At 63.1% G+C, this 22,489-nt stretch carries 24 protein-coding genes and 1 pseudogene; 20 read left to right on the top strand and 5 right to left on the bottom strand.

The features are described 5' to 3' along the window. Nucleotides 1-23 precede the first annotated feature (23 nt). From phnF to phnP, 10 genes are read left to right on the top strand one after another with little or no spacing between them, the layout of a single operon-like run. Nucleotides 24-746 carry a phosphonate metabolism transcriptional regulator PhnF gene (gene phnF, locus RE432_RS15325; RefSeq protein ID WP_310934373.1) on the top strand — a complete coding sequence of 241 codons (723 nt, stop codon included), beginning with the start codon at nucleotides 24-26 and terminating at the stop codon, nucleotides 744-746. Then, a complete protein-coding gene (gene phnG / locus RE432_RS15320) occupies nucleotides 736-1,206 on the top strand; it encodes a phosphonate C-P lyase system protein PhnG (RefSeq protein ID WP_310934371.1) in 471 nt (156 codons plus the stop codon). The genes phnF and phnG overlap by 11 nt, the downstream gene beginning before the upstream one ends. Continuing rightward, entirely contained in the window at nucleotides 1,203-1,799 is a 597-nt protein-coding gene (gene phnH / locus RE432_RS15315; RefSeq protein ID WP_310934370.1) for a phosphonate C-P lyase system protein PhnH, read from the top strand. The genes phnG and phnH overlap by 4 nt, the downstream gene beginning before the upstream one ends. Further along, nucleotides 1,800-2,897, top strand: a complete 1,098-nt coding sequence (locus RE432_RS15310; protein ID WP_310934369.1) for a carbon-phosphorus lyase complex subunit PhnI — start codon at nucleotides 1,800-1,802, stop codon at nucleotides 2,895-2,897. It begins immediately after the preceding gene. Further along, nucleotides 2,894-3,781 (top strand): alpha-D-ribose 1-methylphosphonate 5-phosphate C-P-lyase PhnJ, encoded by an 888-nt coding sequence (locus RE432_RS15305; protein WP_310934368.1) that lies wholly within the window; start codon nucleotides 2,894-2,896, stop codon nucleotides 3,779-3,781. The genes RE432_RS15310 and RE432_RS15305 overlap by 4 nt, the downstream gene beginning before the upstream one ends. After that, complete coding sequence (phnK, locus tag RE432_RS15300) at nucleotides 3,778-4,548, top strand: phosphonate C-P lyase system protein PhnK (RefSeq protein WP_310934367.1); 771 nt, start codon at nucleotides 3,778-3,780, stop codon at nucleotides 4,546-4,548. The genes RE432_RS15305 and phnK overlap by 4 nt, the downstream gene beginning before the upstream one ends. Before the next feature lie 9 nt (nucleotides 4,549-4,557). Further along, the gene (gene phnL / locus RE432_RS15295) at nucleotides 4,558-5,265 is read left to right on the top strand and encodes a phosphonate C-P lyase system protein PhnL (RefSeq protein WP_310934365.1); all 708 of its coding nucleotides are present in this window, start codon (nucleotides 4,558-4,560) and stop codon (nucleotides 5,263-5,265) included. Continuing rightward, the gene (locus RE432_RS15290) at nucleotides 5,255-6,400 is read left to right on the top strand and encodes an alpha-D-ribose 1-methylphosphonate 5-triphosphate diphosphatase (RefSeq protein ID WP_310934364.1); all 1,146 of its coding nucleotides are present in this window, start codon (nucleotides 5,255-5,257) and stop codon (nucleotides 6,398-6,400) included. The genes phnL and RE432_RS15290 overlap by 11 nt, the downstream gene beginning before the upstream one ends. Next, on the top strand, nucleotides 6,400-6,981 hold the full coding sequence (gene phnN, locus RE432_RS15285; RefSeq protein ID WP_310934363.1) for a phosphonate metabolism protein/1,5-bisphosphokinase (PRPP-forming) PhnN: 582 nt from the start codon (nucleotides 6,400-6,402) through the stop codon (nucleotides 6,979-6,981). Before RE432_RS15290 ends, phnN begins: the two co-directional genes overlap by 1 nt. Beyond that, nucleotides 6,972-7,757: a phosphonate metabolism protein PhnP gene (gene phnP, locus RE432_RS15280; RefSeq protein WP_310934362.1), complete on the top strand. Its 786-nt coding sequence runs from the start codon at nucleotides 6,972-6,974 to the stop codon at nucleotides 7,755-7,757. Before phnN ends, phnP begins: the two co-directional genes overlap by 10 nt. On the opposite strand, the gene RE432_RS15275 is transcribed toward phnP, so the two are convergent. After that, entirely contained in the window at nucleotides 7,749-8,417 is a 669-nt protein-coding gene (locus RE432_RS15275) for an O-methyltransferase (protein WP_310934361.1), read from the bottom strand. The two genes, phnP and RE432_RS15275, sit on opposite strands and share 9 nt — an antisense overlap. A 147-nt stretch (nucleotides 8,418-8,564) precedes the next feature. Between RE432_RS15275 and RE432_RS15270 the strand changes: the two genes are divergently transcribed. From RE432_RS15270 to RE432_RS19635, 10 genes and pseudogenes are all read left to right on the top strand, one after another. Then, complete coding sequence (locus tag RE432_RS15270) at nucleotides 8,565-8,795, top strand: hypothetical protein (protein WP_310935193.1); 231 nt, start codon at nucleotides 8,565-8,567, stop codon at nucleotides 8,793-8,795. After that, nucleotides 8,792-10,126 carry a hypothetical protein gene (locus RE432_RS15265; RefSeq protein ID WP_310934360.1) on the top strand — a complete coding sequence of 445 codons (1,335 nt, stop codon included), beginning with the start codon at nucleotides 8,792-8,794 and terminating at the stop codon, nucleotides 10,124-10,126. The genes RE432_RS15270 and RE432_RS15265 overlap by 4 nt, the downstream gene beginning before the upstream one ends. Continuing rightward, nucleotides 10,123-10,923 (top strand): hypothetical protein, encoded by an 801-nt coding sequence (locus tag RE432_RS15260; protein ID WP_310934359.1) that lies wholly within the window; start codon nucleotides 10,123-10,125, stop codon nucleotides 10,921-10,923. The genes RE432_RS15265 and RE432_RS15260 overlap by 4 nt, the downstream gene beginning before the upstream one ends. Before the next feature lie 26 nt (nucleotides 10,924-10,949). Next, a complete protein-coding gene (locus RE432_RS15255; protein WP_310934358.1) occupies nucleotides 10,950-11,651 on the top strand; it encodes a hypothetical protein in 702 nt (233 codons plus the stop codon). Between the two features lie 49 nt (nucleotides 11,652-11,700). Next, nucleotides 11,701-12,663 (top strand): Flp pilus assembly protein CpaB, encoded by a 963-nt coding sequence (gene cpaB / locus RE432_RS15250; protein ID WP_310934357.1) that lies wholly within the window; start codon nucleotides 11,701-11,703, stop codon nucleotides 12,661-12,663. Then, nucleotides 12,660-14,087, top strand: a complete 1,428-nt coding sequence (locus RE432_RS15245; protein ID WP_310934356.1) for a pilus assembly protein N-terminal domain-containing protein — start codon at nucleotides 12,660-12,662, stop codon at nucleotides 14,085-14,087. Before cpaB ends, RE432_RS15245 begins: the two co-directional genes overlap by 4 nt. Before the next feature lie 4 nt (nucleotides 14,088-14,091). Continuing rightward, complete coding sequence (locus tag RE432_RS15240; protein ID WP_310934355.1) at nucleotides 14,092-15,855, top strand: ATPase, T2SS/T4P/T4SS family; 1,764 nt, start codon at nucleotides 14,092-14,094, stop codon at nucleotides 15,853-15,855. Between the two features lie 34 nt (nucleotides 15,856-15,889). Beyond that, entirely contained in the window at nucleotides 15,890-16,738 is an 849-nt protein-coding gene (locus RE432_RS15235) for a type II secretion system F family protein (protein ID WP_310934354.1), read from the top strand. Nucleotides 16,739-16,746: 8 nt separating this feature from the next. Then, nucleotides 16,747-17,622, top strand: coding sequence for a type II secretion system F family protein (locus RE432_RS15230; protein WP_310934353.1), 876 nt, complete (start codon nucleotides 16,747-16,749; stop codon nucleotides 17,620-17,622). Between the two features lie 5 nt (nucleotides 17,623-17,627). Next, nucleotides 17,628-17,900 (top strand): annotated as a pseudogene (locus tag RE432_RS19635) (DUF192 domain-containing protein); the annotation flags it as partial. A 27-nt stretch (nucleotides 17,901-17,927) separates the two neighbouring features. Here the strand turns inward: RE432_RS19635 and RE432_RS15225 are convergent. The 4 genes from RE432_RS15225 to RE432_RS15210 all read right to left on the bottom strand — a co-directional run bounded on the left by RE432_RS15225 (nucleotide 17,928) and on the right by RE432_RS15210 (nucleotide 22,412). Further along, a complete protein-coding gene (locus RE432_RS15225) occupies nucleotides 17,928-18,701 on the bottom strand; it encodes a BPSS1780 family membrane protein (RefSeq protein WP_310934352.1) in 774 nt (257 codons plus the stop codon). Between the two features lie 15 nt (nucleotides 18,702-18,716). Continuing rightward, nucleotides 18,717-19,682, bottom strand: a complete 966-nt coding sequence (locus RE432_RS15220; protein ID WP_310934351.1) for a homoserine kinase — start codon at nucleotides 19,680-19,682, stop codon at nucleotides 18,717-18,719. Nucleotides 19,683-19,799: 117 nt separating this feature from the next. Continuing rightward, on the bottom strand, nucleotides 19,800-21,008 hold the full coding sequence (locus tag RE432_RS15215; RefSeq protein WP_310934350.1) for an ABC transporter substrate-binding protein: 1,209 nt from the start codon (nucleotides 21,006-21,008) through the stop codon (nucleotides 19,800-19,802). A 108-nt stretch (nucleotides 21,009-21,116) separates the two neighbouring features. Continuing rightward, a complete protein-coding gene (locus tag RE432_RS15210; protein WP_310934349.1) occupies nucleotides 21,117-22,412 on the bottom strand; it encodes a hydroxymethylglutaryl-CoA reductase, degradative in 1,296 nt (431 codons plus the stop codon). Between the last annotated feature and the right edge of the window lie 77 nt (nucleotides 22,413-22,489).

Genomic DNA, 22,489 nt, shown 5'->3' with positions numbered 1-22,489 from the left:
GCCACACGCCTTTTTCAGTGCACATGGACTTGTCTAGACAACAACTGCCCCGATATCTGGAACTGGCCCGGACCCTGCGCGATCAATTGGGCGATTACAAGGCGGGGGAGTACCTGCCCGGCGAAATGGAGCTGGCCGAACGCTTCGGTGTGAATCGCCACACCCTGCGCCGCGCGGTGGATGAACTGATCGCGGAAGGCCGGGTCCTGCGCCGCAAGGGGCGGGGCACCTGCATATTGCCCCAGCCCGTCATCTACCCGGTGCATCCGGGCAGCGCCTACAGCAAGACGCTTGAAAACCTGGGCTTTCAATCCGAGGCGGTATTGCTGGGCAAACGCGAGCGCCCGGCCATTCCAGGCGAACAGGCAGACCTGCAACTGAGCGGCAGCGAGCTCGTGCTTGAGCTGCAGACATTGCGCTTGCTGGATCAGCAGCCCATCAGCTTGATTACCCATTGCTTTGCCACAAGGCATCGAACATTGATGCAGTCGTACAAGGGGGGCTCAATGCGCGGGCATCTGGCCCGCCAGGGTGTTGCGCTCAAGCGGGTATCGACACTGATTGGGGCGCGGATGCCTTCCGCCCGCGACGCCCTGCACCTGATGATGCCCAGGCACACGCCCGTGCTGACTATACGCACGCTTTCTGGCGATCCGGAGGGCAATGTTTTTGAGTTGTCCCATTCCCTGACGCGTGCCGACCGTTTCAAGTATCACGTTATTTCTGGAGAACAAGATGGTGAATAAACCGAGAGCCGAAGCCCAGCGCGGCGGGACGGCCCAGCGCCAGCAATGGATGCGCGTGCTGGCATGCGCCGGCCAGCAGCTTGCGGCCTACAGCGATGCCCTGCGCCAGGATGAACATCGCTTCATTCGTCCCGCCGAGATCGGCATGGTGATGGTGCGCGGCCGCATGGGCGCCAGCGGAGGGCCCTTCAACCTGGGTGAGATGACGGTTACGCGCTGCGTCGTGCAACTGGCCGACGGGCGCCACGGCCACAGCTATGTGGCAGGCCGCAGCAAGCAGCATGCGGAGCTGGCGGCATTGGCCGACGCACATTTGCAGGGCGAACGGCAAGCCCACTGGCTGGCGCATCTGATCGGGCCGCTGCAGCGCGAGCAGGCCACCCGGCGCGCCGCCAAGGAAGCTGAAAGCGCGGCCACCAAAGTCGATTTCGTCACACTGGTTCGAGGAGAAGACGCATGACGGACGCACAGCTTCTACCCGCATTTTCCGATCCGGTCCATGCCACGCAACGGGTCTTCCGCAACGCGCTGAACGCCTTGTCCGAGCCCGGACTGATTCAGACCATCAGCGACGCTCCCGGGCTTGACCGCCTGGCGCCCGCCACATATGCACTATGCCTTTGCCTGCTGGATGGCGATACGCCGCTCTGGCTGAGTCCATCGCTGGACACGCCGGGATTGCGGGCCAACCTGGCCTTCCATTGCGGCTGTCCGATTGTCGAGGCGCCGGCGCAGGCGGCGTTCGCCATCCTGGACGGCGGCTCGCCCGGCGCGCTGTCCGTATTCAGTCCCGGCACGGATCGCGACCCCCATTTGTCGTGCACGGTGTTTATCCAACTGCCGTCCTTGCAGGGCGGTTCGCCCATGTCGTGGCAAGGGCCGGGCATATTGGGCAAGCGCACAACGCAGTTGCCCATGCCCGGGCAGATCTGGCCGCAGCGCGCCGCACAGGCCTTTCCGAAGGGATATGACCTGTTCATCACAGCGGGCTGCGAGCTGGTTGGCTTGCCTCGCAGCACGCGTGTTTCACCCATGATCCAAGAGGTGGTCTAAATGTATGTTGCAGTCAAAGGGGGCGAACAGGCCATTGATAATGCCCATGCCTTGCTGGCCAGGAAACGGCGCGGCGACGCGTCGGTGCCCGAACTGAGCGTGGCGCAGATACGCCAGCAGATGCCCCTGGCCGTGGCCAGGGTCATGGGCGAGGGCGCATTGTTCGACGAGGAGCTTGCGGCGCTGGCGGTGAAACAGGCCGCCGGCGATCTGCTTGAAGCCATTTTCCTGTTGCGGGCCTATCGCACGACGCTGCCGCGCTTCATGTCCAGCCAGCCGCTGCGCACGGAAGACATGGTGGTAGAGCGGCGCATCTCCGCCACCTTCAAGGATTTGCCCGGCGGGCAGCGGCTGGGCCCGACATTCGACTATACCCATCGTCTGCTGGATTTTTCTTTGCTGGCCGAAGCGTCCACGCAAGCGGCACAGGCCGTTGCGGGTGCAACCCAGCCCGAACCGTGCCCGCGGGTGGTGGATATGCTGGCGCGGGAAGGGTTGGTGAGTGTGGAAACGGACCCGGGAGGAAACGTGCCGGACATCACGCGCGAGCCGCTGGACTTTCCGTCCAGCCGGGCCCAGCGGCTGCAGGCCCTGGCGCGCGGCGATGAAGGCTTCCTGCTGGCGCTCGGGTATTCAACGCAGCGCGGCTATGGGCGCAACCATCCTTTTGCCGGGGAGATACGCATCGGGCAGGTCGAGGTCTGGGTGGAGCCGGAAGAGCTTGGCTTTGCCGTGCCGCTGGGCGATATCGAGATCACGGAATGCGAAATGATCAACCAGTTCGTTGGCAGCAAAACCCAGCCTCCCCAGTTCACGCGCGGCTACGGGCTGGCTTTCGGTTACGCCGAGCGCAAAGCCATGGGGATGGCATTGGTCGACCGGGCATTGCGCGCGGCCGAATATCAAGAGGACATCGAGTCGCCCGCCCAGCAGGAAGAGTTTGTGCTGATGCACTGCGACAACGTTGAAGCGGCGGGATTTGTCTCGCACCTGAAATTGCCGCATTACGTGGACTTCCAGTCCGAACTGGACCTGATCCGGACACTGCGCCGCGTTCCGGCGGACGATGCGGCGGCACATGAGGAGAAGCGGGCATGACGGCAGAAACGCGGCAGGAAAATATCGAGACCGGCATTATCGAGGCCGGCTACAACTACGCCTACCTGGATGAGCAGAGCAAGCGCAGCCTGCGCCGGGGCTTGTTGAAAGCCGTGGCGATTCCCGGCTATCAAGTCCCCTTCGGCGGGCGGGAAATGCCCTTGCCTTACGGATGGGGCACCGGCGGCATGCAAGTGACCGCCGCCATCCTGGGGCGGGACGATGTCCTGAAAGTCATCGATCAAGGGGCGGACGATACGACCAATGCGGTGTCCATACGCCGTTTTTTCACCCGTACCGCAGGGGTGCGGACCACAGCGCGCACGGACGAGGCCACTTTGATCCAGACCCGCCACCGCATTCCTGAAACCCGGCTGCGCCCAGGCCAGATCATGGTTTACCAAGTGCCTATTCCCGAGCCCTTGCGCTTCATCGAACCATCCGACTCGGAGACGCGCGCCATGCATGCGCTGAACGACTATGGCGTCATGCACGTGAAGTTGTACGAGGACATTGCCGCTTATGGCCATATCGCCACCACTTATGCCTATCCGGTCATGGTGGATGGGCGCTACGTCATGGACCCATCGCCCATCCCCAAGTTCGACAATCCCAAATTGCATATGAGCCCGGCCTTGATGTTGTTCGGCGCAGGCCGGGAAAAGCGCCTGTACGCGGTACCGCCTTACACCCATGTCGACAGCCTGGATTTCGAGGATTATCCATTTGAATTGCCGACCTGGGATCACAGCTGCGCGTTCTGCGGCAGCACCGAATCCTATCTGGATGAATTGATCGTGGACGACGAAGGCACCCGGCAATTCGTCTGTTCCGACACCGATTATTGCCGGCAGCGCAGCGCTGGAACGGAGGCCGCATCATGAATCCGCTTTTATCAGTACAGGACTTGACCCTGCTTTATGGGCCGGACAAGGGCTGCCAGGGTGTGTCGTTCAATCTGTATCCCGGCGAGGTCCTGGGGATTGTCGGTGAATCGGGTTCAGGCAAATCGACCCTGCTCAGCGTCTTGTCGGGCCGGTCCCTGCCTGATCGCGGGACGGTGTCGTATCGCGGCCCGCAAGACGGATGGGTGGATTTGTATCAGGCCAGCGAGGCGCATCGGCGCACGCTGCTACGCACCGAATGGGGCTTCGTCGAGCAGAACCCGCGTGATGGACTGCGCATGAATGTGTCGGCCGGCGCCAATATCGGCGAGCGCCTAATGGCGCAGGGCATACGCCATTATGGGCAACTGCGCCAAGCCGGCCTGCAGTGGCTGAAGCAGGTCGAGATCGACCCCGCGCGCATCGACGACTTGCCGCGCACGTTCTCTGGCGGCATGCAGCAAAGACTGCAGATTGCCCGCAATCTGGTGTCCAGGCCGCGGCTGATTTTCATGGACGAACCCACCGGCGGCCTGGATGTTTCGGTACAGGCCCACCTGCTCGATCTGTTGCGCGGGCTGGTCCGCGAACTGCAACTGGCCGTGGTGATCGTGACGCACGATCTGGCCGTGGCGCGTCTGCTGGCGGACCGGCTGATGGTCATGCGCCGTTCGCATGTGGTTGAAGCGGGGCTGACCGATCAGGTATTGGACGATCCGCAGCATCCCTACAGCCAGTTGCTGGTGTCGTCGGTGCTGCAGCCTTGAGGTGAAAAAATGAAACCTGTCATGGAAGTCAATGGGCTTGCCAAAGCCTTTACGCTACATCAGCAGCATGGTGTCGTGCTCAACGTCCTGCAAGGGCTGAGCTTTTCAGTGCTTGCAGGCGAATGCCTGATTCTGCATGGCCGTTCGGGCGCGGGCAAATCGACATTGCTGCGTACCCTGTACGGCAATTATCTGCCGGCCGCGGGCAGCAGCATACGCGTGCTTCACGAGGGCCAACTGGTTGAAATGGCCGGCGCCGAACCGCGCCTGACACTGGCTGTGCGCCGTGGCACCATGGGCTACGTCAGCCAGTTCTTGCGGGTGATTCCGCGCGTCAGTTGCCTGAATGTGGTGATGGAGCCCGCGCTGGCGCGCGGTATCGATCACGGCCTGGCGCAGCAACGCGCCCAGGCTCTGCTGCAGCGCCTGGGCATACCCGACAGCCTGTGGACACTGGCGCCCGGCACCTTTTCGGGCGGTGAACAACAGCGCGTGAATATTGCACGCAGCTTCATGGTGCATTGGCCGGTGCTGTTGCTGGATGAGCCTACCGCCGCGCTGGATGAAGCCAATCGCCATGTGGTGATCGAACTGATCGCCGAAGCCAGGGCAGCCGGCTCGGCGCTGATCGCCATTTCACACGACGCCGCCACACGCGATGCCATCGCGGATCGTTATCTGGATATGACCTCCAAGGAGCTGGCCCATGCCTGCTGAACACATATTGACCAATGCCCGCGTGGTCACCGCCACCGAGGTTTTCCTGGGAACCGTTGCCGTGCGCGACGGCCTGATCCACGATGTCAGCCAGGGCGGCAGCCAGTTGGCGCAGGCCCAGGACATGGAGGGCGACTACTTGTTGCCCGGTCTGGTTGAACTGCATACCGACAATCTGGAAAAGTACATGAATCCGCGCCCCGGCGTGGACTGGCCACCCGAATCGGCGGTGCTGGCGCATGATGCACAGCTTGTGGCCGCCGGCATCACCACCGTCTTCGACGCCTTGTCCATCGGCGACGTCAACCCGAAAGGCGATCGCTTGCGTCAACTGCCGATCATGCAGCAAGCCATTACCCATGCCGAGCAGCGGGGCCACACCCGTGCGGAGCACCGGCTGCACTTACGCTGCGAGCTCAGCCACGAAAAAACACTGGATATCTTCAACGAGCTGGTGGAAAGCCCCTTGGTGCAACTGGTGTCGGTCATGGACCATTCGCCCGGCCAGCGGCAATTCGTACGCATCGAAAAGTACCGCGAATACTACCAGGGCAAGTATCACTTGAGCGATACAGAGATGGAAGATTTCATCGAGCGGCAGATCGAGAATTCCCGCCGCTACAGCGATCGCTATCGGCGCTCGATTGCGCACGAGTGCCGGCAAAGGTCCCTGTCCCTGGCCAGCCACGACGACGCCACGCTCGAGCATGTGCAAGAGTCGGCCGGCTACGGTATGAGCATTGCCGAATTTCCCACCACCGTCGAGGCCGCCGCGGTCAGCCATCGTCTTGGCCTGAGCGTCCTGATGGGGGCGCCCAATATCGTGCGGGGGGGCTCGCATTCGGGCAATGTCGCCGCGGCCGAGCTGGCGGGAAAAGGCGTCCTGGACATTCTTTCCAGCGACTACTACCCGGCCAGTTTGCTGCAGGCAGCGCGCCGGCTGGCGGACGACACTGAAGGATACGACTTGCCCAAGGCGGTCAGGGCCATCAGCCTGGCGCCGGCGCGCGCCGCTGGCCTGAATGATCGCGGCGAGCTGCGGCATGGCCTGCGCGCAGACATGGTGCGTGTGCGCCCGCACGAGCGGCAGTTCGTTGTCGATCGGGTGTGGCGCGGCGGGCAGCGGGTGTTCTGATGGCGGGCCGCCTTATATACGTAATGGGGCCATCGGGTTCAGGCAAAGATACGGTGCTGCAAGGCCTGCATGGCCTGATGGGCGGCGACGGCTACATGGCGCCGCGCCTGGTGACGCGGCCAGCCCATGGCAAGGAGCCGTGGGCTGTCCCGGTGTCGATGGCGGAGTTTGTCCGGCTGGAGCGCGACGGCCGGATGGCCATGGCCTGGCGCGCCCATGGCCTGGCCTACGGCGTGCTGCGCGACATCGACGACAAGCTGGCCGAGGGATGCGACGTACTGGTGAACGGTTCGCGTGAATACCTGCCCGAGGCGGGCAGGCGTTATCCTGATCTGGTGCCCGTGCTATTGACGGTCGACAATACACTGTTACGCCGGCGCTTGACCGACCGCGGCCGTGAGAGCGATGCGAGGATTGGCGAGCGGCTGGCTCGCAACAGGCGGTTCACCTCGATGACTTGCCATGCGGCCGGGGTACCCATTTTCGTGCTGGATAATTCAGGCGCGGCCAATGATGCCGTCCACACGCTTTACAGGTATTTGATGCGTGGCCAACCTGGACGGCTTCCATCATGCAACTGACCTTACTGGGTACAGGCAATGCCGCCCAGGTGCCGGTCTACAATTGCTCGTGCGCAGCCTGCGTGCGTGCGCGGGCGCAGACACGCTATCGGCGCGGCCCCTGTTCAGCATTGCTTGAATGCGGCGATGTGCGCTGGCTGGTGGATGCGGGGCTGACCGATCTTGCCGAACGCTTTCCGCCGGGCAGCTTGAACGGCATACTGCAAACGCATTACCACGCCGACCATGCCCAAGGGCTGCTGCATTTGCGCTGGGGCCGCGGCCTGCGCCTGCCTGTACTGGGTCCGCCTGATCCGGAAGGCCTGGCCGACCTGTACAAGCACCCCGGCATCCTGGACTTTTCCAGAACGCTGACGCCTTTTACCCCGATAGCGCTGGGCGATTGCACCGTCACCCCGGTCCCCCTGGCGCATTCACGGCTTACTTACGGCTATGTATTCGATGGCGACGGGCAGCGGTTTGCCTATCTGACGGATACCGTGGGGCTGCCGCCTGATACCGAGGCCTATCTGAAAGGCCAGGCGCTGGACCTGCTGGTGCTGGACTGTTCCTTTCCGCCGGCGGCCCAGGCGCCCCGCAATCACAATGACCTGACCCGGGCGCTGGACACCGTGCATGCGCTGCAAGCAAGGCAGAGTGTGCTGACCCATATTGGCCACGCATTGGATGCGTGGCTGATGGACGAGGCCCATGTGTTGCCGGACACCGTCTTGACAGGTTATGACGGCGCGGTGCTGGGCGGCCCGTGCCAGGTTGCCTGGACAGGATCAGTCTGATACCACCGTGATGGCAAAGCCATCCCAGCCCTTGGCGCCCACCGTCTGAATGGCCGTGCTGCTCAAGCGTGGGTTGGCGCCGGCCATGGCGAACAGGCTGCGCACGCCTTCGACGTCGGGGTCGTGGTTGTCCGGGTCGGCAACGCCGCCCTTGCGCACCACGTTGTCGGTCACGATGACGGTGCCGGCCTTGGCCAGCTTGAGCGACCATTCAAGATACAGCGGATTGTTCTGCTTGTCGGCATCGATAAAAACGAAATCGAAAGGCTCGACCTGTTCGCGCACCAGGTTTTCAAGCGTGTCCACCGCATTGCCCACCATCACCGACACCTTGTCGCTGAAACCCGCATGCTGGATGTTCTGGCGCGCAACCTGGGCGTGCGCCGGTTCCAGCTCCAGCGTGACCAGGGCGCCGCCGGCGGGCAGCGCCCGCGCCAGCCATATGGTGCTGTAGCCCCCCAGCGTGCCGATTTCCAGAATGCGCCGCGCACCGCTGATGCGCGCCAGCAAATGCAGGAACTTGCCCTGATTGGGCGCTACGTTGATGGCCGGCAGCCCGGCCTGCTGGCTGCTGTCCAGCGCGGCGTCCAGCACCGGGTCGGATGGCGCCAGCGTGGCTGAAAAATAATCATCGACGATGTTCCATTGTGCCTGATTCAAGATGTGCTCCTGGTGGATGGCTGATGGCTTTGCCCAGTTCGGATTCCCCGAATTGTTGGGCTGCCGGCAAGGATGCACACTGCAGTCCTGATTGTTCGCCAGGAGAGCCCCGTGCAGAAAGAACGCTATGCCCAAAGCGGGCAAGGCATGACCGAATACATCATCATCGTCGCACTGGTTGCCGTGGCCGCCATTGCAGTGTATCAATTGTTTGGGCAGGTAGTGCGTTCGCAAACCGCCGCCATGGCCAAGGAACTGGCTGGCGAAGACGGGTCAGAGCAATCGCGTATCGCGCAGACGGCGGCCGAGGCCGCTGCGGCGCAGGCGGCCGCCAAAACACTTAAATCGTTTACCGCCAATGCCGGAGCAGGCCAATGACTGCGCGGGTCCGGGCCTGCGCGCCCGCGGCGCAGCAAGGCCAGGCGCTGGTGCTGGGCATGTTGCTGGCGGGCGCGGCCATGGTCGTCCTGATCCGCTACTTTGCGGTGGGTCAGGTGATCGGGGCCAAGGCCAGGCAATTGCACGCTCTGGATGCCGCCGCGTACAGCGGCGCCCTGATTCAGGCGCGGGCCCTGAACATGCTTGCGTATATCAATCGGGCGCACGTCGGACATCAGCTTGCCATGGCGCACCTGGTTACCCTGGGGTCATGGGCCTCGCTGGGCGGTGCGCAGGCCGGTCAATGGGCGGCGGGCAATCCGCCGGCACACCTGATTGCCATGCTGTTCGGGCCTGAGCATGGGGCCGCTTACCGGGCGGCCGGCAAGGCGTCGGGCTTCGGCGGCCTGTCCATGCCGCAGGCAGAGCTGGCACGGGCCTACGGCGGGCATGATGATGTTGTGCGAAATGTGCTCAACACTGTGCAAGATGTCATTGTGTCGGGTTTGCCCGAAGCGCGCCGGCAGGCCATGCAGGCGGTACTGGCCCGCAACTATCCCAAGCATGCGGCTGGCCCCGGCGGCTTCGACCTGCAGGTGGATGACGACAACTGGCCTGGCTACGTACAGCGTCATTCCGGCCAGGGCGAGTTGCGCAGCCTGGTGCAGGCCGTGACGCGGCATTATGGTTTTCTGGGGCCACGCAACACAACGGCATCGAACAATTGGGTGGTCGACGGGCGCTGCCCGGGCCTACGGCATCAACTGCGGCGCCGCGGCACCACCGAACTGGATGCGCAGGGCCGTTGGCAATCGATCGATACGCAATCGTTTCATGCTCTGCGCTCCAATCGCTGGATTGGTTGCTACTACCGCGAATATGCCATGGGGTGGGGCTGGATTCCCAGCGCCCTGACGCAAACGATCGGCCAACCTCATGTGGATGATCCGCCTGCCGATTTTGCCGCCCAGGATTTCTGGCGCTGGGTCAAAGAAGCCACCGACTGGGACATCACATCCGACAGCGCCAATCCACTTGCCAACTCGCGGGCCGTGTCGTCGCGCCGGCGCTGGCAAGGGGGTGGGCTGCCTACTTATTTCGATGTGCCTGCGGGGCAATACGGCCGGCCTCTTGGGTTTGCGGTAAGGCTACGCCAACCCGGCCCGGACGGCCTGACTGTCACCGCCCGCAGTGCCGCTGAAACCTTTTTCAGCCGGCCAGAAGCCCGTAGCGATGGGCGCCGGGAACAAGACAATCTATTTCATCCCTATTGGCAGGCGCGGCTGGCCGATCCTGCCCGTGCAGCTCAGCCCGCCGGGGGGCAGCCGTGAAGCCGCTGCGTTTAGCTAACGATCGTATTCCTTGCTATCGTGCTGCGGGTACGCTGCTGCTGGGGCAGGGCGGCCAGGCGGTGCTCGAAGGCCTGCTGGTGCTGGTGGTACTGGCGTCTCTATGGGTGGCGGGCGCGTGGCTGGGGCACCTGCAAGATATGGCATTGTCGGCCCAGCATGCCAGCCGCCAGGCCGCCTTTTCGCTGACCCGGAATCCGGCGGACGATCCGGCTGAACGCATTCGCCAGCAGTACTTTTCCGGACCGTCGCATCAGTGGTCTGATCGCCGCGGCGCGCGGATGCTGGGGGAAAGCCCGGACAGCATACAGCTGCGTCTAGACCGGCACGCAATGCTTCAACAAAGTGCCCAGCCGGGTGGCGATGATGCCAGCGCGGAATCGTTGCGGCGCAGTTGGCGTGTGCAGGATGGCGGTATCGTCACGGCCAGGCTGCGGGTAGCACCGCAGCCGCAGGGTTCCCGGCCTGCCGGCGCCGCCTTCGCTTCGGGCTTGAACGACTTCGATATTTATCCCGTCCTGCACAGACATACGGCCATCCTCGCCGGAGCGGGGCATGCCGCGGAGGATGCGCAGGTTCAACACATCCTGGCCCAGTCGCCGCTGGCCTGGCATGACAGCGCCAACACTGCTTATGCGCTGGGGCGGAAAATAGACAACGTGATGGGGCTGGTCGATGCACCCTGGCGCCGTGATCGCCCCGTGCTGGACTGGCTGGGTCCTTGGGCGGGTGATATCCCCGCCAGCCGGCTCGATGCCGTGCAAAAGGGGGCACAATGAGGAAGCACGCGCCATACATAGCCGCAATGCATAGACCAAGCCATGCAAGGAAGCAGGCCAGTCTGGCCAGACGGTGGGCCGCGGCGTTGCTGGTCTGCGTCAGTCCGGCTGTTCAGGCTGCGCTCTCTGTGCCGGACCGGCTCGCCGCGCTGAGCGTTCCCGGGTTTACCTGGCAGCCTCAGCGGGCAATCAATATGTCGGGCGTGCCCGTTTATATAAAAGGCTTTGATTCTCCCGATCCGCTGCTGCAGGCGGCGCAAGCGCTGGCTGAGCATTCCGGCCTGTTCCAGCGCGTGCTCAACATCAACGACAAAGTGGTGCTCTCCGGCCTGCAGGCAGACTGGCACTGGCTGGCGGAAATCGACGCCGCCCAGCCGGGGGCCACGGGGTATGTGTCGGCCTTGTATGTCGCCGGGCCTGATGCCGCCGGCACGCTCGGGCATGAACCGTCATTTTCCTGGCTGCCGCATCAGGCCCAGCGGCAGTTCGACTACCGAAGCGGCGAAGGGGGCAAGCAAGTCGTGCAGCAGATTTACAGCGTGCCGATGACGGTGCAAGCGCTCGCCGCTCATATGCACGAGCAGTTGTTAAGCATGGGGTGGGCGGCCGAGCCCGGTCCGGCCGGCGTTCGCGGCAGCAGTACTTGGCGCCTGGGGCAAGCACGACTGATCGTGTATCCCCTGCAAGGGGCCGCCGGAACATCGCTGTATCTTCATTACACAGAATGACAGACAAGGGGGGCGTATGCGTTTGCCTGCATTGAGTCGATCAGCAGCCATGTTGCTGCTTGCCGGCCTGGCCGGGCTGGGGGCGGCATGGTCGGCCAGACAACATATCAACAATCGTGTCCAGCTGCTGGAAGATCAGGCACGTGTTCCCACTGTAGAAAGAATTGTTGCCGCATACGACTTGCCGGCAGGTACCCGTCTGGGGCCCGAGCACCTTGCCTTGCGCCAGTTCCCCGCCGCCATGGTGTCGAGCGACAGCCTGCCTGCGGGACGCTTGTCGGAACTTGCCGGCACGGTATTGCGCGCCCCGCTGCGCGGCGGCGATGCGGTGCTGCAAGTTCACGCAACGGCGCAGGACCATACGGCATTTTCCAGCCATCTTTCACTGGGCAGGCGTGCCATTACCATGCCCGTGGATGCCATCAACTCAGTATCGGGCCTTCTGCAGCCGGGCGACCTGATCGATCTGTATGTATCGTTTGAATATCAGCGGCGCCATATCACAGCGCCCTTGTTGCAAGGTGTGCTGGTGCTGGCCACCGATGCCAGCACGCAGTTTGTCCACGATCAGGGTCAGGCGCGCAAGGGCGCCTATGCCACGGTCACGCTGGACGCATCTCCGGAAGACGCGGTCAAGCTGGTGGCCGCCAGGCAAGGAGGAGCCATTACGGCGGTACTGAGGCCGTCGCATGACAGTGCCCCGACGCAGAAGGCCGTCCGGGGTGATCTTGCCAGTCTGCTTGGCGTGAACAAGGCGCCGCCAGCCCCAAGCAGGAAAGCCCAGGTGATCTATGGGAACCAGTCGGTGCGCGGTGTGTCCCGCTTGAGATCCGCGCCCGCAGGGCCGCCCCAGTCCAGCGGGCTCTTCAATCTGCCGCAGGCGCAGGAGCTGGTCAGTGCCTGGATACAGTCATCCATGCAGCATCAGCCGCGCCAGGCATTATCCGGCCACGATGCACCAGACACGATGGGCGCCGACACACCACTGGATCAGGACGGCGATGGATCATGAGCCGCAATGCTTTCCTCTTCGCTCTGATGATGGCCTGGCTGGCGCTTCCGCCAAACGCAGCCGCGGCCAGGGAAACCCTGCTCAAGCTGCAGGTCGGCGAGGTCAAGGTCCTGGCGGTACCTGATGTGGCGCGTGTCGCGGTGGGCGATGGCCACGTGGTCAACGCCGTAACGACCGACGAAAAAGAGGTCATTGTGTTCGCCCGCCACGAAGGCTCTACGGCGCTGCAGGTCTGGTCCGCCGACGGCCAGCGCCGGCGATATCTGATCGATGTGGCGCCAGAGGGCCTGCGCCAGACGCAGCAGGAACTGCGCAGCGTCCTTGAGCGCATTCCTCATGCCAGGTTGTCGACGGTGGGCGACAAGCTGGTGGTCGAAGGGGATGACCTGTCGGATAGCGACCGCGAAAGAGTGGCCGAACTGGCCAAGCGTTATCCCCAGTTGCTGGACTTCACCGGTCAGGTCGGCTGGGACCGCATGGTCCTGCTGGATGTCCAGGTCGTCGAGGTGCCGCGCGTAAAACTGCAAGAGTTCGGCTTGCGCTGGGGCACGGTATCAGAAGGGGGGCTCCATGCCGGCCTGGCCTGGGAGGCCGGCAGCAAAAGGCTGGCGGGGCGACCGGGCGATACCGTGATGCCGGTGGATTTTCCGGCAACCGCCGCAGCGGGATACTTCGGCGTGAATGCGCTGCTGTCTGCGCGGATCAATGCCATGGCGCAGGCCGGATCGGCGGTGGTATTGGCTCAGCCCCAGCTGTTGGCCCGCAGCGGGGCGACCGCTGAGTTTCTGGCGGGGGGTGAAGTCCCTTATTCAACGGTCGATGCCAATGGCAACACGAATACCGTCTTCAAGCCCTATGGGGTGTCGCTGCGGATTACCCCTCAAATCGAGCGTAATGGCGCGGTGCGATCCCGTATCGAGGTCGAGGTCAGTTCGGTGGATAGCGCTTTCTCGGCGCCTAATGGTCCTTCTTTAAAAACCCGCCGGGCCGCAACGGAATTCAATGTGCGCTCGGGGCAGACACTGGTCCTGGCCGGCTTCCTGTCGCGTGAGGCATCGCAGCATGTCGACAAGGTGCCGGGCCTGGGCGAAATCCCCGTCCTGGGGCAGCTTTTCAGGTCCAGCCGCTTTCAGCGTCAGGACACTGAGCTTGCCATCTTTGTGACCCCGGTTCTCGTGACGGCGGATCATCCGGATTTGGCACGGCGCGTCCAGCGGGGCGCAGAAATCGTCGATACCGCTTTTTCACAAGCGCCTTTGATCAATACCCCCGTGGGTTCTTTGCCCGAGGCGTTGCCGGCCAACGCCCATCCGGCCTGGGATCCATGGAGCGGGGCGGGTTCCCAATGGCAGGATGGCGCGCTGTCGGATCCCCCGTCGGATAGGGGCCGATCACGGGCCAATCAACATCAGTTTACGGAGTAGGGCAATGCTGTATGTGGACTTGCGTTTTGAAGACGGCACGGTACAGTCGGGCAGTTACCGCCTGCCGCTGGAGATCGGCCGCGGTCAGGATTGCGGTCTGCGCTTGAAGGCCTGGCGGGTGGCCAAGCGCCATGCACGTATTGAAAGACGCCCGGCAGGCCTGTTTCTTGACGATTTCGGCGCGCTCAGCGGCACGTTGGTCAACGGCCAACGTGTCGCCCAGTATGGTCCCTTACTGGCGGGCGACGAACTGGTGATCGGGCCTTGCCTGATCCATCTGCGCAAAATAGACGATAAGACAGTTCCAGAAGGCGGGGCGATTTTGGAAGGTAAGGCGGTTTCAGAGGAAGAGGACGGCGGCCGCCATGCCGCCCCGCTGGACAAGGTCGTGGCGGCTGCAGCGCTCCGGCAGGCCTTCCCGCCCACGGAAACGGTGCCGGCCAAGCAAAATACCCAGGACATTATCTTAGTGCCAACGGATACTGTTTTCGATGCCATGCTGCCGCAGCGCCGCCGCCTGCACGCCGCCTTGCTTGACGCCCTTGATCTGCGCCGCCGCGATGTCGCCAGCATGAGCGATGACGCTTTGCGCAGCGAAGCGGCTGCCGCGCTGGGTGAAATCATCGCTCTCGATACTGAATTGCCTGCCTCGGTCGACCGGCAGGCATTGCTGCTGGACGTCGTGAACGAAGCTGTCGGGCTGGGGCCGCTGGAGCCTTTGCTGGCCGATCAGTCGGTGACTGAAATCATGGTCAACCGCCACGATGAAATATTTGTCGAAGTGGAAGGGAAAATCAGGCAGCACCCCACGGCGTTCAGCAGCGAGCAGGCGGTGCTGGGTGTCATTGACCGCATTGTTTCGCCGCTGGGGCGGCGCATCGATGAAAGTTCACCCATGGTCGATGCGCGCCTGCGCGATGGTTCGCGCGTCAATGCCGTGCTGGCGCCGGTGGCTCTGCGCGGTGCCAGTCTGACCATACGCAAGTTCCCGCAGCGCCGGCCGGACATGGATGACCTGCTGCGGGTCGGCGCTCTGGATGCGTCCATGCACGGCTTCCTGGCGGAATGTGTGCGCAGCAAGAAAAACATCATTGTGTCCGGTGGCACCGGCTCGGGCAAGACGACGCTGCTGAACGTCTTGTCCAATTGCATTCCGCAGGGCGAGCGTATCGTGACGATAGAGGATGCCGCAGAGCTCAGGCTGGACCATCCGCATCTGGTCGCCCTGGAATCGCGGCCCGCCAATCTCGAGGGGCGCGGCCAGATCGCCATACGCGATCTTGTCCGCAATGCACTGCGTATGCGGCCCGACCGCATTGTCGTGGGCGAGTGCCGCGGAAGCGAAGCGTTCGACATGCTGGCGGCCATGAATACCGGGCACGAGGGCTCATTGACCACCTTGCACGCCAATAGCCCGCGCGATGCCTTGTCGCGGTTGGAAACCATGATCTTGATGGCGGGCATGGACTTGCCTTTGGCCGCTGTGCGCGAGCATATCGCCGCCAGCATCCATTTTGTCGTGCAGCAGGCACGCCTGAACGATGGCCGCCGCCTGATGACCTCTATTGTCGAGGTGACCGGCATGGAGAGCGGCCGGATACAAACCCAGGAACTCTTCCGGTATGTGCGCGCGCCAACGCCGGCTTTTCAGGGTTGCGGGGTGATGCCCGAATGCTTCATTGACGAGGAAGGGGCCGCCTTGCTGCCGCTTGCGCTGTTTGATCAAAGGACTGAATTGACCGCCACGGCGGCTTGGCGCCGCTTCTGACCCACGCGCCGTGTTCAACCGCTTGCCGGAGGCCATGATGGTGATTCTTTTTTTATTGTGTATCGCTGTGATTGCCGGCGTGGGCAGTTGGTTCTTTCAACGCATGGCGGGCAAGGCTTACAAGCGTTACCAGCTGGCTTTCAAGAAGGAAGCCAGCGAACGCTTGAATGAATTTTTCCTGTTTCTGGACCCGGCGCAACTCTGGGTCGCCAACCTGACCCTATGCGCCGCGGCGATGGCGCTGGTTTATGTCCTGACGGGGCTGGGCCTTGTTGCCGCGCTGTCCGGCGCCATGGCATTGTTCGCGCCGCAATATGGTTTAAAAAAGCTCAGGCAAAAGCGCCTGCAGCGCTTCGACGAGCAGTTGCCCGATCTGCTGCAAGCCTTGTCCGGCGCCTTGCGGGCGGGCGCCGGCATACAGGCCGCGTTGCGGCAGATCGTGTCGCAATCGCCGGCACCGCTGGCGCAGGAGTTCGGACTGCTCTTGCGCGAGCAACGCATGGGGGTGCCGTTCGATCAGGCCCTGGCGAACCTTTACCGCCGCATGCCTGCGGAGGGCACCAGCCTGGTGGTTTCATCGTTGAGCATTGCTGCGCAGACGGGCGGCAGCCTGGCCGAAACCCTGGAAAAGATCGCTGTTACCCTGCGCGCCCGTCTGCATCTGTTGGGACGCGTGCAGGCCCTGACCTCTCAGGGACGGCTGCAAGCCTGGATCATGGCCTGCCTGCCCCTGGCGCTGGCTGTGGTGCTGCATCGTCTGGATCCCGAATCCATGAAGGCGTTGTGGGAAACGCCCGCAGGCTGGTCGGTGCTGGCGATCATCATCATGATGGAAGCCGCCGGCATCATGCTCATACGCCGCATTGTCAACATTCAGGTATAGGGCCGCTTATGTTCTTCTGGATCAGTTGCATGGCCACGGGGCTGTCGCTGTACTTGCTGGTCAGGGTATTCACCCGCCCCGTCGTACAACAGAAAAATCTTGCCGGACATGGTCCCGGGCGATTGCTTTTGCGTCTGGCCTGGCCTTGGGTGCTTGCTTTGACCCCGGTCTGCCAGCCTTTCATCCCCTGGCGCATGCGGCATATCGTGAGCCAGCGCCTGCAACGGGCCGGGATCAGCCGCCAGTGCGCGCCTGAGCACATCGTGGCCATGCAGGCCTTGTGCTGCTTGGTCCTGGCGGTTGCAACCGTGTTTGCCCTAAGCGTGCTTGATGCATCGGGCGCCATTCCATTGATGTGGCTTGCCGCGGCGACGGGCCTGGCTGGCATGTGGTGGCCGCAGCACTGGCTGCGCGATCTGGGCCGCGAGCGTCAGGCTCGCATGCTGCGCGAGCTTCCGTTTCTGCTTGATATGACCACCTTGTGCGTCGAGGCCGGCCTGAATTTGCAGGGCGCCTTGCAGCAGGCCGCAAGGCATGGTCCTGAAGGCCCTTTACGGACCGAGATCGAGCATGCCTTGGCGGATATGCGCACAGGCATGTCGCGTCTGCAAGCCTTGAACGCACTGGCTGATCGCACTGGCCTGGCGGTTGTGCACAGTCTCGTCGCGGCGATGGGGCAGGCTGATCAACTGGGCATGAGCCTAGGCCCGTTGCTGCGTTCGCAATCGGAGCAGCGGCGGGCTGAACGTTTCTTGCGAGCCGAGAAACTGGCGCTCGAGGCGCCAGTGAAAATGCTGTTTCCCATGGTGTTCTGCATCTTTCCCTGCACCTTTCTGATCATCGGTTTTCCAATCGTGGTCAAGCTGCTGGCGGCCGATTTGTAAACAGCATGAAGCCGTTTGACTGTGACGCAAGCCGTTTAAGGCTGTACAGGGCCACTGGCTTCTGGGCACGTTTGCGCGGCCTGCATGCCTACGCCGGCTTGCCCTGGCATACCGGCCTGTACATAGCGCCCTGCAATGCCATCCATACTGTCGGCCTGTCTTACGCCATCGATGTGGTGTTTCTTGACGCGGGCCATCGGGTCATCGGGCTACGGCATAGTCTGCGGCCCTGGCGGGTGGCATATTGCCGCAAGGCAGTGGCGGTGATAGAGCTGCCCGCCGGTTATTGCCTGGCCCGCCCTGATTTAGTTTTCCGCCGCGTAGTTGACCCCGAAAACACTGTAGTAGGCCGGGTAGAAGCTGCAATACAGCACGGCGGCCACGATAATATTGACGGGTGTCAGCAGCACTTGCACCGCGCCGGGGGAAATGCCCAGGGCGACGACGAATGAGCCGGCCATCTGGATGGCGAAGAAGATGGCCGCCCAACTGGCGCCGTAGGCCAGGAAGGGCAGTTTGTTGCGCCAGCAGGCCACCATGGAAAAGAACAGTGCCTGCGACATTTTGATCCGGTGCCAGCCTATCAGCGCCGGCGCATGCCAGAACAAGGCGGAAATTAGCACGTACAGCAGGCCGAAGGTAATGAAGGGGCCGCGCATGGCGGTGACCAGCGCCACCTCGTCGATGGCGCCGTTGACGTTGATGGCGCTCATCAGGCTGTCCAGAAAGGGCAGCGTTGCAATAAACCCGCCCACCAGGCAGAAAACCAGGTAGGCCAGGCCCAGCGCCAGCAGCCGCCGGCGGGTTTCCCTATCGCGCAGCGGCTCCAGCCACATGGGTAGCAGCATAGGTTTTCCGGATGCGATATTGCGGCAGGCCGACAGCGTCACAAAGGTCAGCATGGGTGTGCAGGCGATCAGCAGCATCTGCCCGAACAGCGGGATCAGGTAGCTGACCGTGATCAGGAAGCCCGTCATCAGGCTCCAGAAAAACATCGCCATGGGCTGACGTTTGAAAAGCCGGAAGCCATCTTGTATCCAGAGCCAGCCGGACGTGATGGGAAGAGTGGCAGCTTGCATGGTGAGTCTTGCTTCCTAAAGGGGGAGTGCGGGGGTGTTGCGGCGCTCCCGCAGAATGCGTTCGAAATGGCGCGGGTCGTGCGGCTTGAGCGTCTGGGCCGGCCTGGGCAGGTAAAAGTCGTACAGCCGCGAAATCCAGAAACGCAGGGCCGCCGCCTGCAGCAGCATGGGCCAGGCGCGCTTTTCTTCTTCGGTGAAGGGCCGGACGCCGGCGTAGGCGTTCAGCCAGGCCTGCAGCTTGTCGTCCTGGAAGGCGCCGGTATGGCGTTCTATGCACCAGTCGTTGACGCTCACGGCCACGTCAAACAGCCATGTGTCGCAGCCGGCGAAATAGTAGTCGATGAAACCGCCCATGCGCGGCATCTCGAAAGTACCGTCAAACAGCACGTTGTCGCGGAACAGGTCGCAATGGGCCGGACCCGAGGGCAGCGCCCCGTAGGTGTCGGTGGCGGCAAAACGGGACTGCTCCTGAAGTACAGCGGTGATCAGCGCGGATTGCGAGGCGGACAGGAAGGGCAGCACTTTAGGCATGGTTTCCTGCCACCATGGCAGCCCGCGCAGATTGGGCTGGACGATGGCGAAGTCGCGGGCGGCCAGATGCGCCCTGGCCAGGGTCTGTCCCGCCAGGGCGCAGTGGGCGGCGCCGGGATCGGGTTCGTAGCCGCCCGACAGGCGGGTGACGATGGCGCAGGGCTTGCCGTGCAGCGTGGTCAGGCGGGTGCCGTCGCGCAAGGTCTGGGGCTTGGGCACCGGAATCTCGCGCGTGGCCAGGTGATGCATCAGCTCGATATAGAACGGCAGCTGTTCATGGGTCAGTACCTCGAACAGGGTCAGGACGAATTCGCCGTGCGTCGTGCTTAGAAAATAATTGGTGTTTTCAATGCCGGCGGTAATGCCGCGCAGCGACACGAGTTCGCCCAGGGTGTAGCGGGTCAGGAGCTCTTGCGCGTCGCTTTCGCTGACGGGGGTAAAAACGGCCATAGGCTGCAAACTCTGCTTGTATAAAGCGTGGATAAATAAAAAGCCCGTAAGTCGGGCGATTGATTTTAGTCCATCGGCCCGGACGCTGCTCGTGTCCGGGCCTGTTTGCAGCGAGGTCTATGGCTTGAGCAGGCTGCACTTGGAGTCCTGCACGCTGGTGAAGGCTTCTTCGCCCGGGATGGTGGCCACTGTTTTCATATAGTCCCAGGGCTTGGTGGATTCTTCCGGCGTCTTGACCTGCATCAGGTACATGTCGTGGATATAGCGTCCGTCGGCGCGTATGTATCCCTTGGTGTAGACATCGTCGATTTTCATGTTCTTGAGCTCGGCCATGACTTTGTCCGAGTCGGTGGTGCCGACGGCCTGGACCGCTTTCAAGTAGGTCGTGGCGGCGGAGTAGGCGGCCACCTGGTGGGTGCTGGGCATCTTGCCCATCTTCTTGTAGAAGCGCGCCGAGAATTCGCGGGAGGCGTCGTCCTTGTCCCAGTACCAGCTGTCGGTCATCAGCAGCTTTTGCGCGACGGGCAGGCCCAGCCCGTGTATATCGTTGATCGTCATCAACAGGCCGACCAGCTTCATCTTGTCGACCAGCCCGAAGTCATTGGCCGCCTTGATGGCGTTGATGGTGTCCGAGCCCGCATTGGCCAGGCCCAGGACCTGGGCGTTGGACGCTGCCGCCTGCAGGATGTACGAGGACATGTCGGGCGAGGTCGGCGGATGCCTGACCGAGCCGGTGATGGTGCCGCCATTGGCCTTGACGACCGCGCCGGTGTCGGCTTCGAGCGAATGGCCGAAAGCATAGTCGGCCACCAGGAAGTACCACGATTTCCCGCCTTGTTTCACTACGGCCGAGCCTGTGCCTTTGGCCAGGGCGACGGTGTCGTATTCATAGTGGATGGTATAGGGCGTGCAGTCTTCGTTGGTCAGGCGCGCCGTTGCGGCGCCGATATTGATGTAGGGAATCCGCTTCTCGGCGACGATGGTGTTCATGGCCAGGCCGGCTGCCGAGTTCACGCCGCCGATCAGCAGCGTCATGCCTTGCTGGTCTATCCATTCCCGCGCGCGGGCAGCGGCAATCTCGGGCTTGTTCTGGTGGTCGGCCGACAGGATGTCGATCTTCTTGCCCAGCACGGCGCCGCCGGCATCCTGCACGGCCATGCGGATGGCCTCCAGGCCGCCCGAGCCGTCCGTGTCGGCGTAGGGCCCCGACATGTCGGTGATGAAGCCGATGCGCACGGTATCGGCGCTGCCTTGCGCCTGCGCGCCGGCGGCCAGTCCCGCCAGCATCAGTGCCAGCAGGGGGGTGTGCTTGAATAGCGTTTTCATTGCGTGTCTCCTGTTATGTGGGCGTATGCATCGTCGCGAGTGAACGTAGCGGCCGCCTGTTTCGAGTAAGGGGTGGTCGGGCGGCCCGCTTGCCGCCCGGTTCTTTGCTTATTGCGCCTTGCCGTCCGCGCGTTCCTGCAAGAACTGCGCGGCCAGATCGGCCCGCACGTCCTTGGCGTCGACCAGCTTTTGGGCCAGCCAGGCAATGTCGTCGCCCTTTGCGCCGGCGACCAGGGCAATATTGCGGGCGTGCAAAGCCATGTGCCCGCGCTGTATGCCTTCGGTGGACAGCGCGCGCAGGGCGGCCAGGTTCTGTGCCAGGCCCACGGCCACGGCGATTTCGGCCAGTTCCTGGGCGCTGGCGACATCCAGGATTTTCAGGGAAAGCTGCGCCAGGGGATGGGTCTTGGTTGCGCCGCCCACCAGGCCGACCGGCATGGGCATTTCCAGCGTTCCGACCAGGTCGCCGTTGCCGGCCACTTCCCAGGTGCTCAGCGAGGTGTAGCGGCCGTGGCGGCAGGCGAAGGCATGGGCGCCGGCTTCGACGGCCCGCCAGTCATTGCCCGTGGCGACGATGATGGGGTCGATTCCGTTCATGATGCCTTTGTTGTGCGTGGCGGCCCGGTAAGGGTCCACCGCTGCGAATTCATAGGCATCCACAATGCCGTCGATGACGTCCTGGCCGTCGTATTCGCTGGTTTGCAGGGTGGCGGGCGTCAGGCGCAGATGCGCGCGGGCCAGGCGCAGGTCGGCCAGGTTGGACAGGATGCGCAGCCGCACCCGGCCCCCCGTGATCTGCTCCATGCGGCCGGCCACGGCTTCGGCCATGGTGTTGACCGTGTTGGCGCCCATGGCGTCGCGCACGTCCACGATCAGGTGGGCCACGACCATGGCGCCGCGCGCCGTATCGGGAAACACATGCACTTCGATGTCTTTGCATCCGCCGCCGAGCCGGGCCAGCACCTGGTCGCGGCTGTTGGCGATGTCGATGATTTCCTGGCGTTGCTGCAAAATGGCATGCCGGGCGCCGTAGGGGTCGCTGACGTTCACGATCTGCACCTGGGCGCGCATGATGGGCCCCGAGCTGGAGGTGCGGAACCCGCCGTTATCGCGTACTAGCTTGGCCATGAAGGACGCGGCCGCCACCACCGACGGCTCTTCAACCGCCATGGGAATCAGCACATCCTTGCCGTTGATCTGGAAATAACCGGCGATGGCGTAGGGCAGTTCGAATTTTCCCACCACGTTCTCTATCATGCCGTCGGCGGTTTCCAGGGGCAGGGCCCCGGGCTGGGCCAGCAGGCGCAGTTCGTCGGGTGTCAATGCCCGTTTCTGGGCAAGGTGTTGCAGCCGTTCGGCCGGGGCCAGGGATCGGAATTTCGGTAGGCGCGAATCTGTGGTCATGGTGGTGTGCATCAAGTAGGTGGAAAGAGAGTCCGGGGAAGTATAGGGAGTGTCAGTGTTAATTCCTATGTGAAAAA

The sequence above is a fragment of the Pusillimonas sp. SM2304 genome (genome assembly GCF_031628915.1).
GTDB lineage: Bacteria > Pseudomonadota > Gammaproteobacteria > Burkholderiales > Burkholderiaceae_B > Pusillimonas_C.
This window is presented reverse-complemented; position numbering and strand designations above follow the sequence as displayed.

Bases quoted from the DNA above. Each gene is read 5' to 3' on its own strand.
- phnF (WP_310934373.1), top strand. From the start codon at position 24: ATGGACTTGTCTAGACAACAACTGCCCCGATATCTGGAACTGGCCCGG.
- phnG (WP_310934371.1), top strand. From the start codon at position 736: ATGGTGAATAAACCGAGAGCCGAAGCCCAGCGCGGCGGGACGGCCCAG.
- phnH (WP_310934370.1), top strand. From the start codon at position 1,203: ATGACGGACGCACAGCTTCTACCCGCATTTTCCGATCCGGTCCATGCC.
- RE432_RS15310 (WP_310934369.1), top strand. From the start codon at position 1,800: ATGTATGTTGCAGTCAAAGGGGGCGAACAGGCCATTGATAATGCCCAT.
- RE432_RS15305 (WP_310934368.1), top strand. From the start codon at position 2,894: ATGACGGCAGAAACGCGGCAGGAAAATATCGAGACCGGCATTATCGAG.
- phnK (WP_310934367.1), top strand. From the start codon at position 3,778: ATGAATCCGCTTTTATCAGTACAGGACTTGACCCTGCTTTATGGGCCG.
- phnL (WP_310934365.1), top strand. From the start codon at position 4,558: ATGAAACCTGTCATGGAAGTCAATGGGCTTGCCAAAGCCTTTACGCTA.
- RE432_RS15290 (WP_310934364.1), top strand. From the start codon at position 5,255: ATGCCTGCTGAACACATATTGACCAATGCCCGCGTGGTCACCGCCACC.
- phnN (WP_310934363.1), top strand. From the start codon at position 6,400: ATGGCGGGCCGCCTTATATACGTAATGGGGCCATCGGGTTCAGGCAAA.
- phnP (WP_310934362.1), top strand. From the start codon at position 6,972: ATGCAACTGACCTTACTGGGTACAGGCAATGCCGCCCAGGTGCCGGTC.
- RE432_RS15270 (WP_310935193.1), top strand. From the start codon at position 8,565: ATGACCGAATACATCATCATCGTCGCACTGGTTGCCGTGGCCGCCATT.
- RE432_RS15265 (WP_310934360.1), top strand. From the start codon at position 8,792: ATGACTGCGCGGGTCCGGGCCTGCGCGCCCGCGGCGCAGCAAGGCCAG.
- RE432_RS15255 (WP_310934358.1), top strand. From the start codon at position 10,950: ATGCATAGACCAAGCCATGCAAGGAAGCAGGCCAGTCTGGCCAGACGG.
- cpaB (WP_310934357.1), top strand. From the start codon at position 11,701: ATGTTGCTGCTTGCCGGCCTGGCCGGGCTGGGGGCGGCATGGTCGGCC.
- RE432_RS15245 (WP_310934356.1), top strand. From the start codon at position 12,660: ATGAGCCGCAATGCTTTCCTCTTCGCTCTGATGATGGCCTGGCTGGCG.
- RE432_RS15240 (WP_310934355.1), top strand. From the start codon at position 14,092: ATGCTGTATGTGGACTTGCGTTTTGAAGACGGCACGGTACAGTCGGGC.
- RE432_RS15235 (WP_310934354.1), top strand. From the start codon at position 15,890: ATGATGGTGATTCTTTTTTTATTGTGTATCGCTGTGATTGCCGGCGTG.
- RE432_RS15230 (WP_310934353.1), top strand. From the start codon at position 16,747: ATGTTCTTCTGGATCAGTTGCATGGCCACGGGGCTGTCGCTGTACTTG.
- RE432_RS15225 (WP_310934352.1), bottom strand. From the start codon at position 18,701: ATGCAAGCTGCCACTCTTCCCATCACGTCCGGCTGGCTCTGGATACAA.
- RE432_RS15220 (WP_310934351.1), bottom strand. From the start codon at position 19,682: ATGGCCGTTTTTACCCCCGTCAGCGAAAGCGACGCGCAAGAGCTCCTG.
- RE432_RS15215 (WP_310934350.1), bottom strand. From the start codon at position 21,008: ATGAAAACGCTATTCAAGCACACCCCCCTGCTGGCACTGATGCTGGCG.
- RE432_RS15210 (WP_310934349.1), bottom strand. From the start codon at position 22,412: ATGACCACAGATTCGCGCCTACCGAAATTCCGATCCCTGGCCCCGGCC.